Source organism: Pseudomonas frederiksbergensis, from assembly GCF_003732665.1.
GTDB lineage: Bacteria > Pseudomonadota > Gammaproteobacteria > Pseudomonadales > Pseudomonadaceae > Aquipseudomonas > Aquipseudomonas frederiksbergensis_G.
The window spans coordinates 44,163-61,399 of the sequence record NZ_MOBP01000014.1 but is presented as its reverse complement, the minus strand read 5'-3'; the positions used below and the strand labels follow the sequence as shown (position 1 = coordinate 61,399).

Annotated in this window: 15 protein-coding genes; 6 read left to right on the top strand and 9 right to left on the bottom strand. The window is 61.5% G+C overall.

Features of this window, described 5'->3' with window-relative positions; all coding sequences use genetic code 11:
- The first annotated feature begins 120 nt into the window (after window positions 1-120).
- Both BK665_RS22075 and BK665_RS22070 read left to right on the top strand, forming a co-directional pair.
- Entirely contained in the window at window positions 121-1,770 is a 1,650-nt protein-coding gene (locus BK665_RS22075; protein WP_123408744.1) for a Na/Pi cotransporter family protein, read from the top strand.
- Window positions 1,758-2,111 (top strand): DUF2493 domain-containing protein, encoded by a 354-nt coding sequence (locus BK665_RS22070; protein ID WP_123408743.1) that lies wholly within the window; start codon window positions 1,758-1,760, stop codon window positions 2,109-2,111. The genes BK665_RS22075 and BK665_RS22070 overlap by 13 nt, the downstream gene beginning before the upstream one ends.
- Before the next feature lie 429 nt (window positions 2,112-2,540).
- Here BK665_RS22070 and BK665_RS22055 read toward each other — a convergent pair whose 3' ends face one another.
- Window positions 2,541-3,332: an SDR family NAD(P)-dependent oxidoreductase gene (locus BK665_RS22055; protein WP_123408741.1), complete on the bottom strand. Its 792-nt coding sequence runs from the start codon at window positions 3,330-3,332 to the stop codon at window positions 2,541-2,543.
- A gap of 124 nt (window positions 3,333-3,456) precedes the next feature.
- On the opposite strand from BK665_RS22055, the gene BK665_RS22050 reads away from it, so the two are divergent.
- Entirely contained in the window at window positions 3,457-4,395 is a 939-nt protein-coding gene (locus tag BK665_RS22050) for a GlxA family transcriptional regulator (protein ID WP_123408740.1), read from the top strand.
- A gap of 180 nt (window positions 4,396-4,575) precedes the next feature.
- Window positions 4,576-5,235, top strand: coding sequence for a methyltransferase family protein (locus BK665_RS22040; protein WP_123408739.1), 660 nt, complete (start codon window positions 4,576-4,578; stop codon window positions 5,233-5,235).
- A 93-nt stretch (window positions 5,236-5,328) separates the two neighbouring features.
- Here BK665_RS22040 and BK665_RS22035 read toward each other — a convergent pair whose 3' ends face one another.
- The 7 genes from BK665_RS22035 to BK665_RS22000 all read right to left on the bottom strand — a co-directional run bounded on the left by BK665_RS22035 (window position 5,329) and on the right by BK665_RS22000 (window position 13,662).
- Window positions 5,329-5,997: an HAD-IA family hydrolase gene (locus tag BK665_RS22035; protein WP_123408738.1), complete on the bottom strand. Its 669-nt coding sequence runs from the start codon at window positions 5,995-5,997 to the stop codon at window positions 5,329-5,331.
- A gap of 62 nt (window positions 5,998-6,059) precedes the next feature.
- Window positions 6,060-6,470: a response regulator gene (locus tag BK665_RS22030; protein ID WP_123408737.1), complete on the bottom strand. Its 411-nt coding sequence runs from the start codon at window positions 6,468-6,470 to the stop codon at window positions 6,060-6,062.
- A 113-nt stretch (window positions 6,471-6,583) separates the two neighbouring features.
- Window positions 6,584-8,191, bottom strand: coding sequence for a GMC family oxidoreductase (locus BK665_RS22025; RefSeq protein WP_123408736.1), 1,608 nt, complete (start codon window positions 8,189-8,191; stop codon window positions 6,584-6,586).
- A 158-nt stretch (window positions 8,192-8,349) separates the two neighbouring features.
- Entirely contained in the window at window positions 8,350-9,567 is a 1,218-nt protein-coding gene (locus tag BK665_RS22020) for a mandelate racemase/muconate lactonizing enzyme family protein (protein ID WP_123408735.1), read from the bottom strand.
- Between the two features lies 1 nt (window position 9,568).
- Window positions 9,569-10,888, bottom strand: coding sequence for an MFS transporter (locus tag BK665_RS22015; protein ID WP_123408734.1), 1,320 nt, complete (start codon window positions 10,886-10,888; stop codon window positions 9,569-9,571).
- A gap of 193 nt (window positions 10,889-11,081) precedes the next feature.
- Window positions 11,082-12,506 (bottom strand): aldehyde dehydrogenase, encoded by a 1,425-nt coding sequence (aldA, locus tag BK665_RS22005; RefSeq protein ID WP_123409003.1) that lies wholly within the window; start codon window positions 12,504-12,506, stop codon window positions 11,082-11,084.
- A gap of 223 nt (window positions 12,507-12,729) precedes the next feature.
- On the bottom strand, window positions 12,730-13,662 hold the full coding sequence (locus BK665_RS22000) for a LysR substrate-binding domain-containing protein (RefSeq protein WP_123408732.1): 933 nt from the start codon (window positions 13,660-13,662) through the stop codon (window positions 12,730-12,732).
- Window positions 13,663-14,100: 438 nt separating this feature from the next.
- Between BK665_RS22000 and BK665_RS21995 the strand changes: the two genes are divergently transcribed.
- On the top strand, window positions 14,101-15,336 hold the full coding sequence (locus tag BK665_RS21995) for an MFS transporter (protein ID WP_123408731.1): 1,236 nt from the start codon (window positions 14,101-14,103) through the stop codon (window positions 15,334-15,336).
- Here BK665_RS21995 and BK665_RS21990 read toward each other — a convergent pair.
- Entirely contained in the window at window positions 15,274-16,188 is a 915-nt protein-coding gene (locus BK665_RS21990) for a LysR family transcriptional regulator (protein ID WP_123408730.1), read from the bottom strand. The genes BK665_RS21995 and BK665_RS21990 overlap by 63 nt on opposite strands.
- A gap of 116 nt (window positions 16,189-16,304) precedes the next feature.
- Here BK665_RS21990 and BK665_RS21985 point away from each other — a divergent pair, with 116 nt between their 5' ends.
- Window positions 16,305-17,186, top strand: coding sequence for a HalD/BesD family halogenase (locus BK665_RS21985; protein WP_123408729.1), 882 nt, complete (start codon window positions 16,305-16,307; stop codon window positions 17,184-17,186).
- Window positions 17,187-17,237 lie beyond the last annotated feature (51 nt).

Genomic DNA, 17,237 nt, shown 5'->3' with positions numbered 1-17,237 from the left:
CGGGCTTGCTCGCGAAGGCGTCGTGTCAGTCAACATTTGTATCAACGGACACACCGCTTTCGCGAGCAAGCCCGCTCCCACAAGGGACATGCGTTAACCCTTGGAAAAAGGAGAGTTCTCATGTCGGGAACGACTCTACTGCTCAACCTCGCGGGCGCCATTGCACTGTTGCTGTGGGGCACGCACATGATTTCTTCGGCGTTGTTGCGCGGTTTCGGCACGCCATTGCGCCACTGGATGGGCCGGCACCTGAACAACCGCTGGCTGGCCCTGCTCGCGGGTATTGGCATCACCGGCATCTTGCAAAGCAGCACCGCCGTCAGCCTGATGGCCACCTCGTTCACCGCCGCCGGCACGTTGGGCCTGGCCCCGGCGCTGGCGGTGATGCTGGGTGCCAATATCGGCTCGACGCTGGTGGTGCAACTGCTCAGCGCGGACATCTCGATACTGACGCCCATCGTTTTGCTGGCCGGGCTGATCATCTTCCGGCTGCGGGATGACTCACGTTTCGAGAGCATCGGCTGTGCGCTAATCGGCCTGGGATTGATGCTGACGGCGCTGCACATGCTCGGCTCGACCTTGGCGGAAGTGGAAGCCACGCCGGTGTTCCAACTGATCATGCAAAGCCTGGACGGCGATCTGTTGATCGCGTTGCTGGTGGCGCTGATCCTCACCTGGCTGTGCCATTCCAGCGTGGCCGTGGTGCTGTTGATCGTGTCCCTGGCCGCGACCGGCATGCTCTCAGCCACTACCGTCGTCGCGCTGGTGCTCGGGGTAAACATCGGCGGCGCGCTGCCGTCGGTGATCAACGCCGGATCAAACGTCGGTCGGCGACTGCCCTTGGGCAATCTGTTGGTGCGGGCGTTGGGGGCGGCGGTGGTGTTGCCGCTGGCCGGGTGGTTGGCTTCGCTGAATCTTGATCCCGCAGCGTTGGTGGTTTACCTACACACCGGTTTCAATCTGTTGCTGGCGCTGGTGTTCATCGGTTTCACCGGGCCCATGGCCAATCTGCTGACCCGATGGCTGCCGGAGCCGGTGCGCGATGCCGATCCGGGCATGCCGCGTTATCTGGACGAAGCCGGGCTGGAAGTGGCCAACATCGGCCTGTCCAACGCCGCTCGGGAAGCCCTGCGTATCGCCGATATGCTCTCGGCCATGCTTGAGCGCACGCTGCAACTGTTCCACACCTCGGCGCCGGTGTGTGCCGATGAGGTGCGACGCATTGATCAATCCACCGACCTGCTGAGTGCGGCGATTCGCGCTTATCTGGCGGACATCGGCCAGGAAGGCATCAGCGACAGTGATGCCGATCGCGCCCAGGAAGTGCTCACGTTTGTGATCAACCTGGAACACGCGGCGGACATTCTTGCCAGCAGCCTCACCCAACTGGCCATGCGCCGTTTGCGCCGTGGCGAGCACTTCTCGGTGTTCGAACTGCGCAACATCGCGCCGCTGCACGAAGCGCTGCTGGAAAGCCTGAGCCTGGCGATCACCGTGTTCCTGCGCGAAGACATTACCACTGCGCACCAGTTGATCAGCCGCAAGGAAACCGTGCGCCGCCTTGAAGCCGACGCCAGCCGTCAACACTTTCGCAAACTGCAGGAGGACAAAAACACCTGGGCCGAATCCGGCGACATCTTCCAGCGGGTGCTGCGCGATTACCGTCGCGTGCATCACCACATCGCGGCCCTCGCCTATCCGTTGCTGGAACGGGCTGGCGAGCCGCTGGGCGATGATCAGGCCAACGAGGTCTCGCCATGCGCGTCCTGATCTGTGCGGGCCGCCACTACACCGACAGCCGCCAGTGCCGCCGCGTGCTCGACGCCTTCCAGCGCCTGCACCCGGTGCGGGTGTTGATTCACGGCGGCAATCAATACCTGGGCGCCGACATCGAGGAATGGGCCCGGGAACACGGCGCCGACATCGTGCGCTACCCACCCAACTGGCAGCGCCACGGCAAACTCGCCGAACGCCTGCGCAACCACTTCATGCTCCACGACAGCCGGCCCGATGTGGTCATCGCCCTGCCCGGCGGTGAAGACACCGAGGAGTTAGTGGCACAGGCCCGAGGCAAGGGTTTGCAGACTTTATCGGTGGCGGATCGGGGATGATCCGTCAGAACACAAAACCTGTGATCAACTTCAATCCCCTGTGGGAGCGGGCTTGCTCGCGAAGAGGCCATCACATCCAACATTTATGCTGACTGAAATACCGCCTTCGCGAGCAAGCCCGCTCCCACATTGGATCTCGGGTGAACCCGGAACCTGTGACCCACCACACCCCCCTGTGGGAGCGGGCTTGCTCGCGAAGGCGCCGTGTCAGGCACCCTCTGCACCAACTGACCCAGCGCTATCGCGAGCAAGCTTTGCTCCTACAAGGGATTTCGGGTGAAAGTTGGATTTGTGATCGACTTCAATCTCCCTTGTGGGAGCGAGCCTGCTCGCGAAGAGGCCATCACATTCAGCATTCATGCTGACTGATACACCGCTTTCGCGAGCAGGCTCGCTCCCACAGGCGCGCTCTGGTGAGCACAGAATCTTTCAGCGATATCGCGCTGCCGCCGTGGAGTGGCCGAACGAGCCGCTGAGCACCTGGCGCTGGGCCTCGTAGGCATCCCACTTCTCGCCTTCATGCAGGCCCGGGATGGTCACCACTTCGCCATTCGCCAACCCGACCAGTGCGGCATCAACCATGTCCTGGGCTGACATCACGATCTCTTGCGGCAGGTTTTCCACCGGGTTACCGGCTTCGCTCCAGAAGTCGGTGGCGGTGGCGCCGGGCAGTACAGCCTGGATGTGCACACCTTTGTCGGCGAGTTCGTGGTGCATGGATTGGCTCAGGCCCAGCACAAAGGCCTTGGTCCCGCCGTACACGCCGTTGAGGATTTCCGGGGCGATGGCGACAATCGAGGCGATGTTGATTACGGTCCCGGCGCCACGGGCGACGAAGCCGGGCGCTGCGGCGTAGGCCAGGCGCATCAGTGCGGTGACGTTGAGGGTGATCATGTCTTCCATGTCGTCCACCGGGCTGCCGAGCAGCGGCATCACTCCACCGACCCCGGCGTTGTTGACCAGCAAGGTGATGCTGGCGTCGCTGCGCAGGATGCTTTCGACGCGCAGCAGGTCGGCCTTGTCCTTCAGGTCGGCGGCGACCACTTCGACGGCACGCCCGGTTTCATTGCTCAGGTGGTTGGCCAGGGTGTTCAATTTGCTTTGGCTGCGGGCGACCAGGATCAGGTCGTAGCCTTGCCGGGCGAGACGGTCGGCGTAGACCGCGCCGATGCCCGAAGAGGCGCCAGTGATCAGGGCGGTGCCTTTGGATGAAAGTGTCATGTTGAGTTTCCTTCACAGTGAGGCGATACGCTCGCCGGGTGTGAACAGTTATAAAGGGGCTGACACAAGTCTCAAATGACGTTTAACCTACGTTTTTCGGACATGACCTTTTGAGGACACAGAAATGACTAGCGTGGCGTTCGTGGTGTTCGAGGGTTTCCAGTCCATGGCGCTGGCGGCCATGCCGGTGTTCGAGTACGCCAACTTCAGCGCTGGCGAGCCGTTGTACGAAGTCAGCGTGTTGTCCGCCGATGGCCGCACGTTGCGCGCCTCTGGCGGGTTGAGCGTTGGCACCGAGGCGTTCGATGAGCGGGTGTTCGACACGGTGATCGTGGTCGGCGGCGATTCCATCGTCGAACAGGCACCCGACGCGGTGCTCTCCTACCTGCGCGACAGCGTGAAGACCGCGCGGCGCACGGCGTCGATCTGTTCCGGGGCGTTCGTGCTGGCCCAGGCCGGGTTGCTCGAAGGACGGCGCGCCACCACCCATTGGGCGTATGCCCGGGAGCTGCAAGCGCGGTTTCCGGCGATCAAGGTCGAGGAAGACCGGATCTTCGTGATCGACGGCTCGATCTGGACTTCGGCGGGCATGACCGCCGGCATCGACCTGGCGCTGGCCATGGTCGAGAAGGACCACGGCGCCGACCTGGCCCGGGCCGTGGCGCAGAAACTGGTGATGTACCACCGCCGTGCCGGCGGGCAATCCCAGCACTCGGCGCTGCTGGAACTGGAGCCGAAATCCGACCGTATCCAGACCGTGCTGGGTTATGCCCGGGAACACCTGACCTCGGCCCTGTCGGTGGAGCAACTGGCGGACGTGGCGCGGCTCAGCCCACGGCAATTCAGCCGGACATTCCGCGCCGAAACCGGGCAATCACCGGCCAAGGCGATTGAAAATCTGCGCCTGGAAGCGGCGCGGCAGATGCTCGAACGGGGCCGGTTGACCCTGGATCAGATTGCCGAAGAGACGGGGTTCAGTGATCGGCGACGGATGCGAGAAGCGTTTCTAAGAGCATTCGGGCAACCGCCGCAAGTCATCCGGCGCAATGCCAGATCGGCTTGATGCTGATCTCCCTGTGGGAGCGGGCTTGCTCGCGAAAGCGGTCTTTCAGCCAGTACGGATGTTGCCTGACACATCGCCTTCGCGAGCAAGCCCGCTCCCACAGGTTCATGGCTCGCCGCAAAGGGGTCGTCGACTCAATACGGTATCTACACTGGATGTATGCACTGTGTGGAGCCAACCATGAACATCTCCCCCAAACTGGCGTTTTTCGCCGTCATCTCCACCCTCGCCTACCTCGGCCTCGCCGTGTGGGGGTTGGGTGGGTTTGCGGCGTTCTTTGCCCACGGTTCGCTGGTGCTGGTGGCGCTGGCCACGGGGGTGATGGCGGTGGCGTCGCTGTTCACCGAGGTCAACCTGAGTTCCGGCGAACGGGAAGACCGGGGTAATCGCTGGGTGCTGCCGGTGTTCGGCATCATCGGGTTGCTCAGCGGATTCCTGCCGGCCTACACCGACCGCCTCGATGTCTGGACCTTTGGTGGCGAAGGCGTGCGTTGGCTGGGTGCGCTGCTGTTCACCCTCGGCGGCGCCCTGCGGCTATGGCCGGTGTTTGTGCTGGGCAAACGGTTTAGCGGGTTGGTGGCGATTCAGCCGGGGCATACCCTGGTGACCGACGGAATCTACCGAACCCTGCGCAACCCGAGTTATCTGGGCTTGATGGTGATCGGCATTGGCTGGGCGCTGGCGTTTCGTTCATCGGTGGGGCTGGTGTTGGCGGCGTTGACGCTGATCCCGCTGATTGCGCGGATTCATTCGGAGGAGGCGCTGCTGCGGGCGCAGTTTGGTCGTGAATATGAGGAGTATTGCGGCAAGACCTGGCGGCTGATCCCCGGAATCTACTGACCCACACTAAACCCTGTGGGAGCGGGCTTGCTCGCGAAAGCGGTGGGTCAGCCACTATCTATGGTGACTGACCCACCGCTNNATCGATGGTGACTACAGGACTTGCAGGCGAATCCGGCCATCGCTGTCAGCCCGGACTTCGACCGAGTCGTAATCCGCCATCGTGGCGTGCGGCGTCTCAATCGGATGCTCATGGGTCGAGGTCATCACCAGCAGATCGGCTTCCGCCGCTTCCGCCGCTTGAATCCCCACGGCGGCATCTTCAAAAATCAGACACTGCGTCACTTCCAGGCCCAACCGCTGCGCCGCCAGGCGATAACCCGCCGGATCAGGCTTGCCCGCCTTCACATCCTCAGCCGTCACCATCACCGAAGGTTCGGGAATCCCTGCCGCTGCCATCCGCCGCAAGGCCAAGGCCCTCGGCGCCGAGGTCACAATCGCCCACTGATCGGCAGGTAACGAATTCAGAAAACGGGCAGCGCCGGCCACCTCGACAATCCCTTGCACATCCTCGATTTCCGCCTCGGTGATAAACCTCGCTTCAGCCTCGGCATCGAGCCCCGGCAAGCCTTGGCGATTGATCGTGTCGATGGCTCGGGCGCCGTGAATCGTCGGCAGGAATGTCTCGACATCCAGCCCGTGACGCAACGCCCACGCCGTCCAGATACGCTCGGCGGCGGCGATGGAGTTGAGGACGGTGCCGTCCATGTCGAACAGAAAAGCGCGGTATGACGTATTGAAAACGGAGGTCTGAGCAGGCAAAAGACAGCTTCCTATCGCAAGGGGCCAGGCGGTGTGTCAGGCAATGTACCATCGCCAATCAGTTACGCCAGCGGCCGCTGGGATTTCAAAGCCCCTTCCACGCAATCAATCAACTGCCCCAACGCCCAGGGTTTCTTGATAAAGGACACGTGATGCCGCACCCCCGAACTTTCCGGAGTTTCGAAGCCAGACATGATCATGATCGGCTTGTCCGGCCAGCGGTCGCCGAACTCGTTGGCCAGGTCTGCGCCATTGCGCTGCCCGGGCATGGTGATGTCCGTCAGCAACATCTGTACCTCGCCCGCATGTTCTTCCAGATACTGCACAGCCGCGTCGGCGCTGATTTGCGGCTGCACGACAAAGCCTTCGTCCCGAAGAATTTCGCAGAGGAATTCCAGAATCAGCGGGTCATCTTCAACCACCAGAATCAAGCCGCCAGGTAACGACTCGTCCGCCCCTTGTTTTTGATTCATGACCGTCCCACTCCCTGATTGCACCCAATGATTTTGCAGCTCAAATCCGCCACCTATCAGGTATGAACGGCGGACTGGGCGGAAATTCATTTTTGATACAGCCAGAGTTGAAATCAGGCGTCCTGCAGGATCAGATCGGCGCCCTTCTCCGCCACCATCAATACCGCGGCGTGGGTATTGCCGCTGGTTACATTGGGGAAAATCGAGGCATCGACGATGCGCAAACCGTCAAGACCATGGACCTTGAGCCGCTTGTCGACCACCGACCGCTGAACGTCCGAGCCCATGGCGCACGAGCCGCACAGGTGATAAATCGAGCCGCTGTTTTCGCGAAAGTACTGCAACATTTGTTCGTCGCTTTCGACCACCGGCCCCGGCAACACCTCTTCAACGGTGATGCTCTTGAGCGCCGGCGCCTGCATGATCTTGCGCATCAAGCGACTGCCCTGGATCACTTCGTCGATGTCCTTTTGCGTGCTCAGGTAATTGGGGTCGATCAGCGCCGCGTCACGGGGATTTTTCGAGGCGATTTCGATATGCCCGCGGCTGGTGGGCCGGCACGGATTGAAGCACAGCAGGAAGCCTGAATACGGCTCAGGCTTGAGGCTGGCCTTGTTGTTTTTTGGAATCTGGTACGACAACGGGTTGAAGTACAACTGCAGGTTTGGATTGGCCTGGGTCTCATCGCCACGGAAAAAGCCTCCGGCCTGATTGACGCTCATCGCCAGCGCACCTTTGCGGGTCAGCAGGTATTTGAGGCCGAGTTTGAACTGGCCGAACAGCGAACCGAGCTGATCGTTGAGGGTCGGGATATTGGCCTTGTAGTAATAGCTGGCGCACAGGTGATCCTGCAGGTTCTGCCCCACCGCCGGCAGGTGCTTGACCACGGGAATCTGGTGCCTGGCCAACAGCTTCTGATCGGCGACGCCGGACAATTGCAGGATCTTGGGCGTGTCCACGGCACCGGCGCAGAGGATCACTTCCTTGCGCGCCGTGAAGGTGCGGACCACGCCGTGTTGGGTTACGGAAATACCGGTGGCCCGCTCGCCGTCGAACAATACGCGGTCGACCAGGGCGTAATGCTCGACCGTCAGGTTCGGCCGGCTCAGGGCCGGGTGCAGGTGCGCGAAGCTGCTGGAGCTGCGCTGGCCGTCCTTGGTGTTGACGTCGTAGATGCCCGAGCCTTCGAATTTCGGGCCGTTGAAATCGTCGCTGTGGGGGTAGCCGAGTTCGTCGCAACCCTTGAGGAACACGTCGCAGATCGGGTGGGTCTGGCCTTTCATCGGGGTGATGCTGATCGGGCCGCTGCCACCGTGGTATTCGCTGTCGCCCAGGGGATGGTTTTCCAGTTTGCGGAAGTACGGCAGCACGTCCTTGAAACCCCAGCCATCGTTGCCGTTGGCCGCCCAGTCGTCGAAGTCATGGGCCTGGCCACGGACGTAGACCATCGCATTGATCGAACCCGAACCGCCCTGGACCTTGCCGCGCGGGGCGTAGATTTCGCGGTTGTTGAGCTGTTTCTGCGGCTGGCTGTAGTACATCCAGTTGAAGGTCGGGTTGTAATACATTTTGGCGAAGCCGACCGGGATCTTGAACCACAAGGAACTGTCCTTGCCGCCCGCTTCCAGCAGCAGCACCGTGTGTTTACCCGAAGCCGAGAGCCGGTTGGCGAGGATGCAGCCTGCGGCGCCTGCGCCAGCGATGATGTAGTCGTATGTCATGCACAGTTACCGCGTAAGTCGTTATCCAAAAAAACCGCGCCGTCCCCTGTAGGAGCGAGGCTTGCCCGCGAAGGCGTCGTGTCAGTCAACATTGAAATTGATTGACCCACCGCCTTCGCGGGCAAGCCTCGCTCCTACAGGGGGATGCGCCATTTTCGTCAGCCCCTGGCCGGCGATGTGTCTTTGACGTCGGCCGGGGTCGGCGCCATTTGCAGGTGCAGACGCTCACCGGTGTACGGCGAATGCCGGCGCACCACGTCCATGTTCAGCTCCACCCCAAGGCCCGGTTCGGTGGACGGGATGATGTAGCCGTCCTCCCATTGCAGCGGTTTGGTCAGGACTTCGGCATGGAACCCGCCCCAGGTCATGATGCTTTCCTGGATCAGGAAGTTCGGCGTGCACGTGGCCAACTGGAAACTCGCCGCCGCGCCAATCGGCCCGTTATAGAGATGCGGGGCGATTTGCGCGTAGTAGGCCTCGGCCATGCTCGCGATTTTCTTCGCTTCGAGCAGGCCGCCACAGCGCGCCACGTTCATCTGCAAGATCGACGCGCCGCCGGCCTGCAACAGCTTGAAGAATTCGTACTTGGTGGTCAGCCGTTCGCCGGTGGCAATCGGGATCGTGGTCTTGGCCGCGACTTGCGCCATGGCGTCTTCCTGGCCCGGTGGCACCGGTTCTTCAAACCACAGCGGATCGTATTTCTCCAGGCGCTTGGCCAGGCGAATCGCCGAGGACGGAACCATTTGCCCGTGGGTGCCAAACAGCAAGTCGCACTTGTCGCCCACCGCTTCGCGGATCTTGCGGCAGAAGGTTTCGCAGCGTTCCAGCACTTCCAGCGAAATCTGGTGCCCGGAGTACGCGGTGTACGGCCCTGCCGGGTCGAACTTCACGGCGGTGAAGCCTTTGTTCATGTTCTCGACGGCGCACTCGGCGGCCAGGTCCGGGTCGTCGTAGTCGTACTCGCCCTTGCTGTTGACCGGGTACAAATAGGTGTAGGAACGCAGGCGTTCGTTGACCTTGCCGCCGAGCAATTCGTAGACCGGTTTGTTCGCCGCTTTGCCGATGATGTCCCAGCACGCCATCTCCAGACCGCTGACCACGCCCATCATGGTCAGGTCCGGGCGCTGGGTGAAACCGCTGGAATAGGCCTGACGGAAAAAGCGCTCGATGTGGTGCGGGTCGTGGTTGAGCAGGTAGCGTTCGAACACGTCTTCGATGATCGGCAGCATGGCTTTGGGGCCGAAGGTCGCGGCGTAGATCTCGCCCACGCCTTCGATGCCGCAATCGGTCTTGAGCTTGACGAACAGCCAGTACATGCCACCGATGTGCGGCGGTGGTACGGCAACAATATGGGTTTCAAGGGCGACGATTTTCATCTCAGGCACCTGTTTTGTTCAAAGATTGACGATTGATACGCGCGCGCAAGGTCAGGGCCGCCAGGGTCCCGAGCAGGCCGACGAAGGCGATGTAGCCGAAATACAGCTTGTAACCAGGGGCACCGGGGAAATGTTCGGTGAGGTAGCCGTTGATCAAGGGAATAAAGGCGTCCGGCAGGTAACCGACCACCGAGACAATGCCGATGGCCAGGCCGGTGATGCGCAGCGGAATGTTGCAGGTGTCGAGGATCGCCCAGTACAGCCCGCGAATGGCGTAGGTCATCAGGCCGATGAAAATCACCGTGCCAATCAGCAGACCCATGCTGTTGAGCGCCGGGAATACGATCAGGCCGACCATCGCCAGCGTCGCGCAGAACAGCGCCACGATCAGCACCGAAATATTCGAGAACTTGTCACCCAGCCAACCGCCGCCGATGCCGCCAATCGGGCGCATCCACAACTTGATGGTGGTGATGGTGCCGGCCATGACCGCCGTCATACCGCCGCCCTGCAAGTAATCGGAGAAGCTGTAGGTGGCCCAGAAGATGTGATATCCGCAGAACACGATGGCGGTGACCAGCCACAGTTCAGGGATTTTCACCAGCGTGAGCAAGTCGCTGGCCAGGTTGTACTTGCCCTTCTCCACCGCCGCCGTGTCTGCCATCGACTTCGGGTCTTTGATCAGCACCAGCACACAGCCGATGGCAATACAAGTGAAGGCGTAAAGGTAGACCACATGCTTGAAGCCTTCGGCCGCCGACTCGCCACGGGTTTCAGTGGCGAAGGCAAACAGGCCCAACGCAACGGTGGCCAGCAACGCCTCAACCAAACCGCGACCGCCGTCGAGGATGCCGAAAAACCGGCCCTGCTCGGTGTGATGGGCAATCATCTTCACCCGCTTGAGCACCGAGGCCCAGAACGTCAGGCCGGTGGTCAGGCCCCAGCACCCGAAGATGATCATCAGACCGGTCATCGACGGCGCGGTGGAGTACCACAGGCCCAGGGCACCGGTGGCCACCAGGGAAAAGAAAATCAGGAAACGCGGAGCGATGCGGTCAGCCAGCCAACCGCTGGGCAAGTAACTGAGGAGGAAAATCGTGCCGAGCATCGAGTACAGATAACCCAGCTCGCTGTGGTTGATCTGGAACACTTCGAGCATGGTGGTCTGGTAGACCTGACGCAGGTACAGGATCGGGTAAATCGCACCGGCAGCCAGGACCAGCAGCATCAACTGGAGGTAGCGACTTCCCTTGTCACTGTGGCTTTTTGAACCCGCGTTCGAACCCTGAACAGCGGCAACAGTGGTTGCAGGCTTGGACATCTGTGAGACCTCGGGCAGCCCGGTGGTCCGGGCACCTCAATAATTATTTTTATATAACTCAGGTGTACTCAGGCCTTTGTGGGAGCGGGCTTGCTCGCGAAAGCGGTGTGTCAGGCCATTGATGTGTCGACTGACACACCGACTTCGCGAGCAAGCCCGCTCCCACATAAGCGGGAGGGGTATTGCGGGTGAATCAGTACTTCATGACGACCAGTCGCGTCTGGGTGAATTCGAGCATGCCGTGCTTGCCGTCATCGCCGCCCAGGCCTGAGCGTTTCCATCCGGCGTGGTAGCCCTGGTACGGGTCGGCCGGGGTGCGGTTGACGTACAACTCGCCGGCCTCGATGGCGTTGGCGACTTTCATGGTGGTGCGGTAGTTCTCGGTGTACAGAACCGATGACAGGCCGAACTGGTGATCGTTGGCCATCGCCAGGGCTTCGTCGATGTCGCGATACTTGAGCACCGGCAGCACCGGGCCGAAGATTTCTTCCTGGATGATTTCCATGTCCTGGCGGCAGCCACTGAGCAAGGTCGGCGGGTAGAAATGACCGTTGCCTTCAGGGATAAACCCGCCTGCTTCCAGTACAGCACCGTCGGCGATGGCGCGCTCGACCATGGCATGGATGTTCTGCCGGGAACTGGCATTGACCAGCGGCCCCATCAGGTCGGCGTCGGTGGTGCGGTCGCCGAACTTCACAGCGCTGATTTTCGCTTTCAACAGCGCAAGGAACTGCTCGTAGACGCTTTCCTGCACGTAAACCCGTTCCACCGCCGTGCACAACTGGCCGCAGTGGGTGGTCTTGGAGGCCACGATGGCGCTGGCGGCGGCTTCAAGATCGGCATCGGCTTCGATGATCGCCGGGGTCTTGCCCCCCAGTTCAAGCGATGGCTTGGCGATGTTGGCCTTGCAGTAATCGAGCACGATGCGCCCGGCGTTGACGCTGCCGGTCAAAGTAATCAAACCGACGGCTTTATGGGTGCACACGGCGGCGGCGGTGGCGTGGTCCATGGTCAGGATGTTCACCACGCCAGCCGGCAAACCGGATTGCTGCACAGCCTTGGCGATTTCAAACGCCGAGGTCGGGGTGTTGTTGCTCGGGCGCACCACCACGGTGTTGCCGGCAATCAGCGCCGGGGCGATTTTGCGCAGCAGCGTATAGACCGGGTAGTTGAACGGGATCAGGCAGGCGACCACGCCAATCGGCTCACGGTGCAGGAACAGGTTTTCGTTCGGGGTGTCGCTGGGAATGATCTCGCCTTCGATCCGCCGCGCCCACTCGGCGTGGTAACGGGTGATCTGCGCGGCGTAACGGGCCTCGTTGCTGGCATCAGCGACGCTCTTGCCGGACTCGGCGGCCAAGGCGGCACCGATGTTGTCGGCGCAGGCCTCAAGGGCATCGGCGAAAGCGCGCAGGTGCTCGGCGCGTTCGATGCTGGTGAGCTTGCCCCAGACCTTCTGCGCCGCGGCGGCAGCGTCAACGGCGGCGGTGGCTTCAGCGGTGTTGGCTGCCGAAACGTGGCCCACCAGGGATTCAGTCGCCGGGTTGTAGACCGCAATCAGCGCGTCGCTGGCAGGCTCAATAAAGTGACCGTTTACAAAATTTCGCTCGAGTCGCATGTGCATCGCCCATCGTTGTTTTTATCCAGTTGCTCCAGTCTTGGCGCGCTGGACGGGTTGAACAAACGATTTATTGAGCGGGGGAACATTCGAAAATTGCACGTTACCCCAATCCTTGTAGGAGCGAGGCTTGCCCGCGAAGGCGATATGTCTGCTGGCATTAATGGCGCCTGACACGCCGCCTTCGCGGGCAAGCCTCGCTCCTACAGGGGGTTGTGGGTGTTTAGCTGGCGGCGGTAGAGGGTTCGAGCTGGCGTTGCGCCAACCAGATTTCTTCCTGCAACCACTGGCTGAACACCTGCAATTGAGGCATCAAGGTCTGCTCCGGCCGGGTCACGAGCCAGTAGGATTGATGCCCTTCCACGTGCACGTTCAGCACCTGGGTCAACTGCCCGCTGGCCAGTTCCGGGGCGACCATGTGCCAGTCAGCGATGGTGATGCCCAAGCCATCGGTAGCCGCGCGGATCGCCAGGTCCAGCAGGTCGAATTCATAGCCGCCCTGGATGTCGACGCCGCTGATTTTCGCCGCGTCGAGCCAGTGTTTCCAGGTCAGGTAGCGTTGGTCTTCCTTGGCCAGCACATGCAGCAACGTCAGGCGATTGAGGTCGATGCCGCCCTCGCTCCACTCCCGTGCATACAGGGACGGCGCGCACACCGCGATGTGCCGCTCCTGGATCAGCAGCGAGGCGTCCAGGCCATCCCATTCGCCGTCGCCGAAACGGATCGCGCAGTCCAGGGTGCTGGTTTCCGCGAGGCTGTCTTGCAGGCGCGTGGTGATGCTCAATTCCAGCTCCGGGTGCCTCTCGCGCAGGCGTCCCAGGCGCGGCATCAGCCAGCGATTGGTGAAGGTCGGCGGCGCGTTGATGTGCAGGCGATTGGCGTGGGATTTCTGCTGGATGCTGCGCACCGTCAGCTCGATCTTGTCGAAGGACTGGTGCAGCGCCCGCAGCAAGACCCGGCCGGCGCTGGTCAGTTCCAGGTGATGATGGCGGCGCTCCAGCAGGTTCTCGCCGAGCTGTTCCTCCAACTGCCGCACCTGGCGGCTGACCGCACTCTGGGTGACATTCAGCAACTCCGCCGCCCGGGTAAAGCTGCCGGTGCTGCCGGCCACTTCGAAGGCTTTGAGCGCATTGAGCGCGGGCATTTTGCGTTTCATGAAAGGGACTCGCGCTGGGGCTGACGAGCGCCAAGCATCCCACGGCTTGCGGGAAATTTCCTGAGTAACATGCATTTTTGTGTTGTGCGGGGTGATTTGAAGCGGATGAAGATTGGCTTTGTGTGGGAGCGGGCTTGCTCGCGAAGGCGGTGTGTCAGGCAACCTTGTTTTGGCTGACACACCGCTTTCGCGAGCAAGCCCGCTCCCACATTTGATCTGCGTTGTATCAGGGGGGTCGTTTTTTGAATGGGGAACTGTCGTTCACGCATAAATAGCATGAGTATTTCGCCGCACACTCATGACTATTAAGCACTGGCTGTTTTATTTATATAAACGCTAGTCTGACCTCAACTAAATACTTCAATACGTCAGCGCACTTACCTAGGGCGAACAGCACAACTTCGCCCCATCCTGTTGCAATTAACCCGAGCCGAATATATGCCAACCCCTGTTCATTCACCCGCCAGAAGTATTGGCATATTGGCGCTCATCTTCACGGCCTGTAACGCCACCACCCACGGTTTCAGCATTTTTCTGTATTCGGCGTTATTGCCCGACATCCGTCAGGTATTCGAACTGAGCTACAGCCAGGCCGCGTTCATTGCGGCGCTGTTGCAGCTGTTCTATATGGGCGCGTCGATTGTCAGCGGGATCGCGGCGGCATGGATCAGCCCGCGCAACATGGTGCGCCTGACGATGGCCTTGAGCCCGGCGCTGTTGGCCCTGGCGGTCGCCACGCCCTGGGTGCTGCCGTTTGCGCTGTGCCTGGCGCTGGTCTCGGCCTGTGCGGTGTCGAACTGGAACGCTATCGCGGCGTTGGCCAGCGAGGTGATTCCGGCCTCACACCGCAGCCGTGTGCTGGGGTTGGCGTCTTCCGGGGCGGCGTTTGCGATTTGCCTCAATGGTGTGCTGATCGCGTTGTTGCACGGCATTTCCCTGAAGCACTTCTGGTTGATCTGCGCCGGTATGACGCTGATCGTCACCCTGTTGACGTTTTGGGCCCTGGCCCCGCTCGCCGCGCAGCAACGCCCCAAGCCCAGCAGCGCGCCGTCGCTGCGTCGGGTCCTCAGGCAATGGCTGCACCTGTGTCTGGAGCACCCGGTGGCGCTGCATATTCTGCTGCTCAGCGCCTTTATTGGCGCCATCAGCGGACCGTTCCTGAACTTCCTCTCGGCGTTTGCCACCGAACGCCTGGGCGCCAACGCGCAAATCACCGGTTCACTGTGGACGCTGATCGGCATCGGCGGCGTGGTCGGTGGTTTGCTCCTGGGTTCATTGGCGGATCGCTGGGGCGCATTGCGGGTGATGGCGCTGAGCATCGGCGCTTTCGGCCTGGCGATGCTGGCCCTGCTCTGGCAACCGAGCCTGACCCTGACCTGGCTGGCGGCCGGGTTGTTCGCGCTGTTCTATTTCCCGGTCTGGGGCTTGATGGCAGCCTACCTCAGCGCCCGATTGAGCCCGGTGCAAAGCCTGCAAGTGGTGAGCCTGAGCATGGTCGGTTACGGCCTGGGCAGCGCCACCGCCAACGGGATCTGTGGCTGGCTGCTGCAAGCCACCGGGCAGTTTGCCCTGGTGCATGGCTGGATCGCCTGCTGGGTGGCGGCCAGCCTGTTATTGCTGGGGTTGATGGCCCGCCGTCAATCCCGCGAGCTCGCGTTGGGTCAGCCGCTCTGAACGGCCCAACTCGCGGCACAGAATCTCCACCAGTGCCTCGACGGCCGGTGCCTGAGACTGAGCCGAACGCCAGACCATCAACCGCGCCGGGTCGATCGGCGGAAAGCCCTGGGCCTCATCGAGCACCTGCCAGCCCGGCGGCACCAGCCGTCGCGCCGTGACGCCCACCGACTGCCCCTGCTCAATGGCAATCCCGATGCCCCGCGGGCTCTGGCTGGTGTAAACCACATGCCACGGCCGCCCGGCCTCGGCCAGCGCCCGCACCGCGTTGGCCCGGAAGGCGCAGCCCTCGGCATACACCGCCAACGGCACCGATGGGTCCTTGCCGGCGCGCCACCCTTCAGCCGCCACCCACACCAGCGGCTCATCGCACAGAAATTCACCCGGCTGCAGGTTGGCGTGCTGCACACCGAGTACCAGGTCCAGTTCGCCGCGCTGCAAACGGCTGACCAGCGCGGTGGACATCTCACAACAAATGTCCGGCCGCACCTTGGGAAACTGCGCCTGAAAGTCGCGCAACACCCCGCCCAGGCAAAACTGGGCGTAGTCCTCGGGCATGCCGACGTGAATGCACACCTGTTCGTCGGGCAGTTGCACAGCGTTGATCGCATCGGCGTGGAGCTTGAGGATCTGCCGGGCGTAGATCAGAAAGGTTTCGCCGTCGGGGGTCAGGCTCACCGAACGACTGGAGCGTTGCACCAGCGGCGTACCGACGATCTCTTCCAGGCGCTGCAAACTCTGACTGATGGTCGATTGGGTTTTATGCAGGCGCTCGGCTGCCGCGGAAAAACCGTGGCACTCGATAATCGCGACAAACACTTTAAGTAAGGTCCCATCCAATTCGCCTGACATAACTATCGCCCCTGCCGATGGATTCGATCACAACTTGTAATTTCCACTTCGCACCTCTTTAAGCAACTATCGATTCAACGCCAGACACTGTTAATTGATAGTTCCAGGAGACTTGCATGAGCCTTCAACTTGCCGACGCCGAAGTGGGCGATATCAGCGACATCATTAATACCGAGTTGTACCCCATACATGATTCGGGCCATGTCCAATTACAGGCACTGATCGAACACGCCCGCGCCGAACTGGCCAAGGACGGCTGCTGCCTGCTAAAGAATTTCCTGCGCCCCGAAGCGCTGGAACAGGCCCGCGCCGAAGGTCAGGCGCTGTCGGGTAAAACGTTTTACTCGGTGCGCAAGGTCAACGCCTACTTCACCGAAGACGACCCCGCCCTGCCCCAGGATGACCCGCGCCGCACATTCATGGAGCGCACCAGCGGTTTCGTGACCCGGGACATGATCGCCCCGGACGCGATCATTCATCGGCTGTACGTCTCGCCGATGATGAAGCGCTTTATCGGCGCCTGCCTCAACGAACCGGAAATTTTCGAATACGCCGACCCGTTCGCCGGCCTGGTGATCAATGTCATGCCCCACGGCACCGAGCAACCCTGGCACTTCGACACCAACGAATTCATCGTCAGCATGATGACCCAGAAGCCCGAGGCCGGTGGCGTGTTCGAGTACGCGCCGATGATCCGCACCCGCACCCAGGAAAACCTCGGTGCGGTGGGCAAAGTGGTGCGCGGCGAAGACCGCAGCCGGGTGCAGGAACTGGAACTCAACCCCGGCGACTTGCAGATCTTCAAGGGCCGCTTCTCCGTGCACCGGGTGACCCGCGTCGAGGGTGCCACCGAGCGTAACACCGCCATCTTCGCCTACTCCGAAAAGCCCGGAATCATCGGTCGCGCCCAGCGCACCAAACAGCTTTACGGACGCCTGTCCGAAGCTCACCTGCAAGCCGAACGCAACCTGGTGCGCAGCGACCAGTTGCTCGACTGATTTGCCCAAAAAAAATCTTAGAAAAAACCAACCGTATTTGCCCTGCGAGGA